This is a genomic window from uncultured Algibacter sp., from assembly GCF_905480415.1.
Taxonomy (GTDB): Bacteria; Bacteroidota; Bacteroidia; order Flavobacteriales; family Flavobacteriaceae; genus Algibacter_B.
Genome location: NZ_CAJQQI010000055.1, coordinates 49272 through 55529, shown reverse-complemented (window position 1 = coordinate 55529; position 6258 = coordinate 49272). Strand labels below are relative to the sequence as shown.

The following is a 6258-nucleotide window of genomic DNA, read 5'->3' as shown; positions in this document are numbered from 1 at the left end:
CCTGGTATGTTTGAGGGTGTTGGAGCATTAGGTTTAAAATGGCTTCAAAAAGTAAAGGCAGAAACAGGTATGAAAATTTGTACTGAAGTTGCAAATGCAAACCATGTAAAATTGGCTTTAGAGCATGATGTAGATTTACTTTGGATTGGAGCACGTTCTACCGTTAGCCCTTTTATTATGCAGGATATTGCAGATGCTTTGAAAGGAACTGATAAGCCTGTGTTAATCAAAAATCCCGTAAATCCAGATCTAGCATTATGGCTAGGAGGTATCGAAAGAATTTACAAAGCAGGAGTTAAAAATATAGGAGCAATACACAGAGGGTTTTCAACTTATGAAAAAACAAAATATAGAAATACTCCAGAATGGCAATTAGCTATTGAGTTTCAAAATAAATTCCCAGATATTCCTTTAATTAACGACCCATCACATATTACAGGAAAAAGAGATATGATTTTTGATGTATCTCAAATTGCTTTAGATTTAAATTTTGATGGTTTAATGATTGAAACACATTACGATCCTGAAAAGGCTTGGAGTGATGCTGCCCAGCAAGTAACGCCATCAACCTTAGTTCAAATCATGAGAGATTTAAAAATCAAAAAAGAATCTAACGCTGAAGCAGAATATAACAGCGAGTTAGATAATTTAAGAGCGCAAATTGATGTGATTGATAATCAAATTATCGATTTATTAGGAAAACGAATGAAAACCTCTGATGGGATTGGTGCACTTAAAAAACAAAAAAACGTGGCAGTTTTACAATCTAAACGTTGGAATGAGATTTTAGGTAAAATGGTTTTGGAAGGCGAGCAACACGGATTAAGTGAAGAATTTATTTTAAAGATGTTTAAGGCGGTTCACCAAGAATCAATTAATCATCAAGAGAAAGTTATTAACGGATAGTTTATTAAATAAATTATATAAAAATGCCTCACTAAAGTGAGGCATTTTTATATTTAAGTAAAAGAAAAACTATTGCTTATTTCTTTTAAAAAGATAACGTGTTATAAAAATACCTTGACCATCTCCTTTTCCACCGTCGCTTTCAACACCACTAGTTACAAAAGCGAGTTCCCAGCCTTCTTCAATCATTGTATTAATTTTAGAAGTAATTATAGCGTCATTTGCAGCAATGTTTTGAAAACGAATACCGGCAACATTAAAAAAGTTTAATAATTTAGTTTCATCAAAACCTTTAACTCTTATTTCGCCACGCTTAGATTTGTTACGTGTATTTTTTTCATCGGTTTGAGTGCTAGTAAATTCTTTGTAGTCTTTCGTGTCATTAGCGCTAATAATTCTAGAACGACCTAACCCACTAGGTATAATAGACTCAACACTTGTTACCACTTTGTATTCAACTTGAGCATTTGTTTCAAGGAAAGTAAATAAAGAAATAGCTAATACAATTAATAATTTTTTCATGTTCTTGGTTTTTGTTTTAAATTAATAATGACAAGATTAACCAATATCTATGCTAAAAAAAAATTTTTTAGCTTTACTTTTGAAAACACTATGACGGGACACGTTTATAAATCTACTGGAAGTTGGTACACGGTAAAAACCAATTTAGGGCATACTTACGAATGTCGTATCAAAGGGAAGTTCCGTCTTAAAGGAATAAAAAGTACCAATCCAATATCTGTTGGTGATGTTGTAGATTTTGAATTAGAAACTGATAACAATGCCGAAACGGGAGTTATTTATAATATTCATGACCGAAGGAATTACATTGTTAGAAAATCTGTAAACTTATCTAAGCAAACTCATATTATTGCGGCTAATCTAGATCAGGTATTTTTAATGATTACCATTAATAATCCGCCAACACTTACCAGCTTTATTGATCGCTTTTTAGTAACTGCGGAAGCCTATTCTATAAAAACCGTTTTATTATTTAATAAGATTGATACATATGATGAAGAAACACTTAATGAAGTTAGGTTTTTAGCACATATTTATAGAAAAATAGGATATGAATGTATTGGTGTTTCAGCCAAAACTGGAAAAAATGTAGATAAAGTTAAATCCTTAATGCTTAATAAAACGAGTATGTTTTCTGGCCATTCGGGAGTTGGTAAATCTACACTTGTAAATGCTATTGAACCCTCGCTAAATATCAAAACTAAAGAGATCTCAATACAACATAGTCAAGGACAACATACCACTACTTTTGCAGAAATGTTCGATTTAAGTTTCGATGCAAAGATTATTGATACGCCAGGAATAAAAGGGTTTGGTATTGTTGATATGGAACAAGAAGAAATAGGTGATTATTTCCCTGAAATTTTCAAATTAAAACAAGATTGTAAATTCAATAATTGTTTGCACCTGAAAGAGCCTAAATGTGCTGTAAAGGAGGCTTTGGAAAATGATGAGATTGCATATTCGCGTTACAGAAGTTATTTGCAAATGTTAGAAGGTGAAGATGAGCATTATCGAACAGATATTTGGGATAAAGAATGAAAGCGGTTATACAGAGAGTTTCAAAAGCAAGTGTAACCATTGCAGATATAAAAGTAGCTTCAATTAAAGGGGGACTTTTAATTTTTCTAGGTATTGTAGGTGATGATACCCAAGAAGATATTAATTGGCTTTCAAACAAAATAGTGAATTTAAGAATTTTTGGAGATGAAAATGAAGTCATGAATAAGGCATTGGTTAATACAAATGGTGATGCGATTGTAGTGAGTCAATTTACATTGCATGCTTCAACTAAAAAAGGTAACCGCCCAAGTTATACTCAAGCGGCAAAGCCGGATGTTGCTATTCCGCTTTATGAAAGTTTTATAACTCAACTTGAAAAAGACTTAGGCAAAAAAGTGCATACAGGTAAGTTTGGAGCTGATATGAAAGTGGATTTACTAAATGATGGACCAGTAACAATAATTATAGATACTAAAAATAAAATATAGTGGCATCGATATTTGGTCATGGTGTTGTGGGGTTTACTATAACAAAGCTTATTGGTAATAAACAGACAAAATGGTTACTATTAGCAGCCATATTTTCTGCAATTTTACCAGATTTTGACGTTATTACTTTTAAATTAGGAATAGCGTATCAACACCCTTTAGGACATCGCGGATTTACACATTCTATTTTTTTTGCTATACTTTGGGCATTAGTTTTAATGCTTACGATTGGTAGAAACAATAAATTAATTTGGTTTTTGGTTATTTTTCTATCAACGATATCACACGGAATTTTTGATGCGATGACATCAGGAGGTGAAGGTATAGGGTTTTTTATACCATTCAATAACGATAGATTCTTCTTTTCATTTAGAGAAATATTAGTGTCGCCGTTAGGGATTAAAAAGTTTTTTTCCGGTTGGGGATTGCGAGTCGTTTTAAGTGAAATAAAATTTATTGTTATTCCATCCTTACTTATTTTGTTAATTTTAGGTACTTTAAAAAAATATAAATGAACATTGAAAACGCACAAAAAGAAGTTGATAATTGGATAAACGAACATGGTGTTCGATATTTCAATGAGCTTACCAATATGGCACAACTGACAGAAGAAGTAGGTGAAGTAGCTCGGATTATAGCCAGACGTTACGGAGAGCAAAGCGAAAAAGAAAGTGACAAAGATAAAGATCTAGGTGAAGAATTAGCAGATGTGCTATTTGTAGTGTTATGTTTAGCAAACCAAACAGATGTAGACTTACAAAAAGCCTTTGATAAAAGAATGGATAAGAAAGCAAAACGCGACCATGATAGGCATCATAATAACGAAAAATTAAAGTAAATTTGCGACTTCTTTAAATAGTAATTTATTAGAACATGCACGTTACACTTCAAAAATCTGCAATTGCCAAGCAGTCTTCTATTCAAATAACAGGTTCAAAGAGTGAATCTAATCGGTTATTACTATTACAAGCATTATATCCGGAGTTTAAACTAGAAAATGTTTCAAATTCAGATGATAGTAATTTAATGACGAATGCTTTAAGCTCTAAATCAGAGATTATTGACATTCATCACGCAGGAACGGCTATGCGTTTTTTAACAGCATATTTCTCAATTCAAGAAGGTAGAGAAACAATTCTTACGGGATCCAAAAGGATGAAAGAACGCCCAATCAAAATTTTGGTTGAAGCGTTGCAAGAATTAGGAGCTCAAATTAGCTATAAAGAAAATGAAGGCTACCCTCCAATAAAAATTACAGGAAAAAAACTTACCAAACATAAAGTGTCTTTAAAAGCTAATGTAAGTAGCCAGTATATTTCTGCTTTATTACTAATAGCTTCTAAACTTGAAAACGGCTTAGAATTAACACTTGAAGGCGAAATCACATCTATTCCATATATAAATATGACATTAAGTTTATTGGATGAGATTGGTGTAGAATCTTCATTTATGGGAAATATCATTAGAGTAAAACCAAATACAACAACTTTAAAGCCAAAAACTTTCACTGTAGAGTCCGATTGGTCGTCTGCTTCATATTATTTTAGTATTGCAGCTTTAAGTGAAGTAGGAACAGAAATCAATTTGTCGTCTTACAAGGAGAATTCACTTCAGGGCGATTCTGCTTTAGTGAGTATTTATAAACACTTTGGAGTTTCTGCCAGTTTTAGTGAAAATAAATTAACTTTAAAAAAGGAAAAATCGAATTTAGAACCCCTATCTCTAGATTTGAAAAATGCTCCAGATATTGCCCAAACTATAGCAGTAACTTGTTTTGCTTTAGGTATATCCTGTGACTTAATTGGTTTGCACACATTAAAAATCAAAGAAACAGACCGTCTAGTAGCTTTAAAAATCGAACTTGAAAAATTAGGAGGATCGGTTGAAATTACAGACAAATCATTGCATCTATCAGCATCAAAAAGGATAAATTCAATGGTGTCTATAGCAACCTATAACGATCATAGAATGGCAATGGCATTTGCACCTTTAGCATTGAAAACTTCAATTATAATTGAAGATGCCATGGTGGTTTCAAAGTCTTATCCAACCTTTTGGGAAGACTTAAAATCCATAGGATTTAAAATAACTGAATAATAAACAGGTATTTACTTGACAACCCCTATGCGCAGATTGTATATTTGCATCCTTTCTAATTAAAAACACTAAATGACACGTATGAAATTATCACACTTCGGTTTCGAGTTACCAGAAGAATTATTAGCAGAATATCCTGCAGAACATAGAGATGAATCTCGTTTAATGGTTTTGAACAGAAAAGAGCAAACTATTGAGCATAAAATGTTTAAAGATGTTATCGATTATTTTGACGAAGATGATGTTTTAGTTTTAAATAATACTAAAGTATTTCCGGCAAGACTCTATGGTAACAAAGAAAAAACAGGAGCTAGAATAGAAGTGTTTTTGTTAAGAGAACTGAATGAAGAACAACGCCTTTGGGATGTGTTGGTTGATCCAGCTCGTAAAATAAGAATTGGAAACAAACTTTATTTTGGTGATGATGATACCTTGGTTGCAGAAGTTATAGATAACACAACATCTAGAGGTCGTACACTGCGCTTTTTATATGATGGATCGTACAGAGAATTTCGTATTAAATTGAGTGAATTAGGACAAACACCATTGCCTAAATATATAAAAAGAGATGTAGAGCCTTCAGATGAAGAGCGCTACCAAACTATTTTTGCTAAAAACGAAGGCGCTGTTGCGGCACCAACTGCTGGACTTCACTTTTCTAAACACCTATTAAAACGTTTAGAAATTAAAGGTGTTAATTTTGCTGAGGTAACATTGCACGTAGGTTTAGGTACATTTAACCCAGTTGAGGTTGAAGATTTATCTAAGCATAAAATGGATAGCGAAGAGCTGAAAATTCAAGGGAAAGCAGCCGGAATTGTCAACACAGCTCTTAAAGAAAAGCGACGTATTTGCGCTGTTGGTACCACTGCTGTTCGTGCCGTAGAAAGTGCAGTATCGACAGGCGGGCAGCTAAATGAGTATGATGGATGGACCAATAAATTCATTTTTCCTCCTTACGAATTTACTATACCAAATGCTATGATAACTAATTTTCACACACCAAAATCAACGTTATTGATGATGGTTGCAGCATTTGCAGGTCACGATTTTATAAAACGGGCTTACGATGAAGCTATCAAAGAAGGTTACAAATTCTATAGTTATGGCGATGCTATGTTAATCATATAATATTCAAAATAATAAAGAGCCTCTTTTTTAAGAGGCTTTTTTTGTAAATTAATTGAGCATTACCCAGGGGTCGGGCTTTCGCTATATCTTTTAAAAGTGTTGTTTCAAGTAT

8 protein-coding genes are annotated in these 6258 nt (G+C 32.8%); 7 read left to right on the top strand and 1 reads right to left on the bottom strand.

Features of this window, described 5'->3' with window-relative positions; translation table 11 throughout:
* Positions 1-906, top strand: a 906-nt coding sequence (locus QZ260_RS04665; RefSeq protein WP_295983293.1) for a chorismate mutase, incomplete at its 5' end; no start/stop codon positions are given.
* 69 nt (positions 907-975) lie between these two features.
* Here QZ260_RS04665 and QZ260_RS04660 read toward each other — a convergent pair.
* Entirely contained in the window at positions 976-1428 is a 453-nt protein-coding gene (locus tag QZ260_RS04660) for a hypothetical protein (RefSeq protein WP_295983292.1), read from the bottom strand.
* 90 nt (positions 1429-1518) lie between these two features.
* On the opposite strand from QZ260_RS04660, the gene rsgA reads away from it, so the two are divergent.
* From rsgA to queA, 6 genes are all read left to right on the top strand, one after another.
* Positions 1519-2469: a ribosome small subunit-dependent GTPase A gene (rsgA, locus tag QZ260_RS04655; protein WP_295983301.1), complete on the top strand. Its 951-nt coding sequence runs from the start codon at positions 1519-1521 to the stop codon at positions 2467-2469.
* Positions 2466-2918 carry a D-aminoacyl-tRNA deacylase gene (gene dtd / locus QZ260_RS04650; protein ID WP_295983291.1) on the top strand — a complete coding sequence of 151 codons (453 nt, stop codon included), beginning with the start codon at positions 2466-2468 and terminating at the stop codon, positions 2916-2918. The genes rsgA and dtd overlap by 4 nt, the downstream gene beginning before the upstream one ends.
* Positions 2918-3433, top strand: coding sequence for a metal-dependent hydrolase (locus tag QZ260_RS04645; RefSeq protein ID WP_295983289.1), 516 nt, complete (start codon positions 2918-2920; stop codon positions 3431-3433). Before dtd ends, QZ260_RS04645 begins: the two co-directional genes overlap by 1 nt.
* On the top strand, positions 3430-3756 hold the full coding sequence (locus tag QZ260_RS04640) for a nucleotide pyrophosphohydrolase (protein WP_295983286.1): 327 nt from the start codon (positions 3430-3432) through the stop codon (positions 3754-3756). The genes QZ260_RS04645 and QZ260_RS04640 overlap by 4 nt, the downstream gene beginning before the upstream one ends.
* A gap of 35 nt (positions 3757-3791) precedes the next feature.
* Positions 3792-5015: a 3-phosphoshikimate 1-carboxyvinyltransferase gene (locus QZ260_RS04635; protein WP_295983283.1), complete on the top strand. Its 1224-nt coding sequence runs from the start codon at positions 3792-3794 to the stop codon at positions 5013-5015.
* A gap of 81 nt (positions 5016-5096) precedes the next feature.
* A complete protein-coding gene (gene queA / locus QZ260_RS04630; RefSeq protein WP_295983281.1) occupies positions 5097-6146 on the top strand; it encodes a tRNA preQ1(34) S-adenosylmethionine ribosyltransferase-isomerase QueA in 1050 nt (349 codons plus the stop codon).
* The last annotated feature ends 112 nt before the right edge of the window (positions 6147-6258 follow it).

Coding starts and splice junctions, on each gene's coding strand:
- QZ260_RS04660 (WP_295983292.1), bottom strand. CDS start 1,428: ATGAAAAAATTATTAATTGTATTAGCTATTTCTTTATTTACTTTCCTT.
- rsgA (WP_295983301.1), top strand. CDS start 1,519: ATGACGGGACACGTTTATAAATCTACTGGAAGTTGGTACACGGTAAAA.
- dtd (WP_295983291.1), top strand. CDS start 2,466: ATGAAAGCGGTTATACAGAGAGTTTCAAAAGCAAGTGTAACCATTGCA.
- QZ260_RS04640 (WP_295983286.1), top strand. CDS start 3,430: ATGAACATTGAAAACGCACAAAAAGAAGTTGATAATTGGATAAACGAA.
- QZ260_RS04635 (WP_295983283.1), top strand. CDS start 3,792: ATGCACGTTACACTTCAAAAATCTGCAATTGCCAAGCAGTCTTCTATT.
- queA (WP_295983281.1), top strand. CDS start 5,097: ATGAAATTATCACACTTCGGTTTCGAGTTACCAGAAGAATTATTAGCA.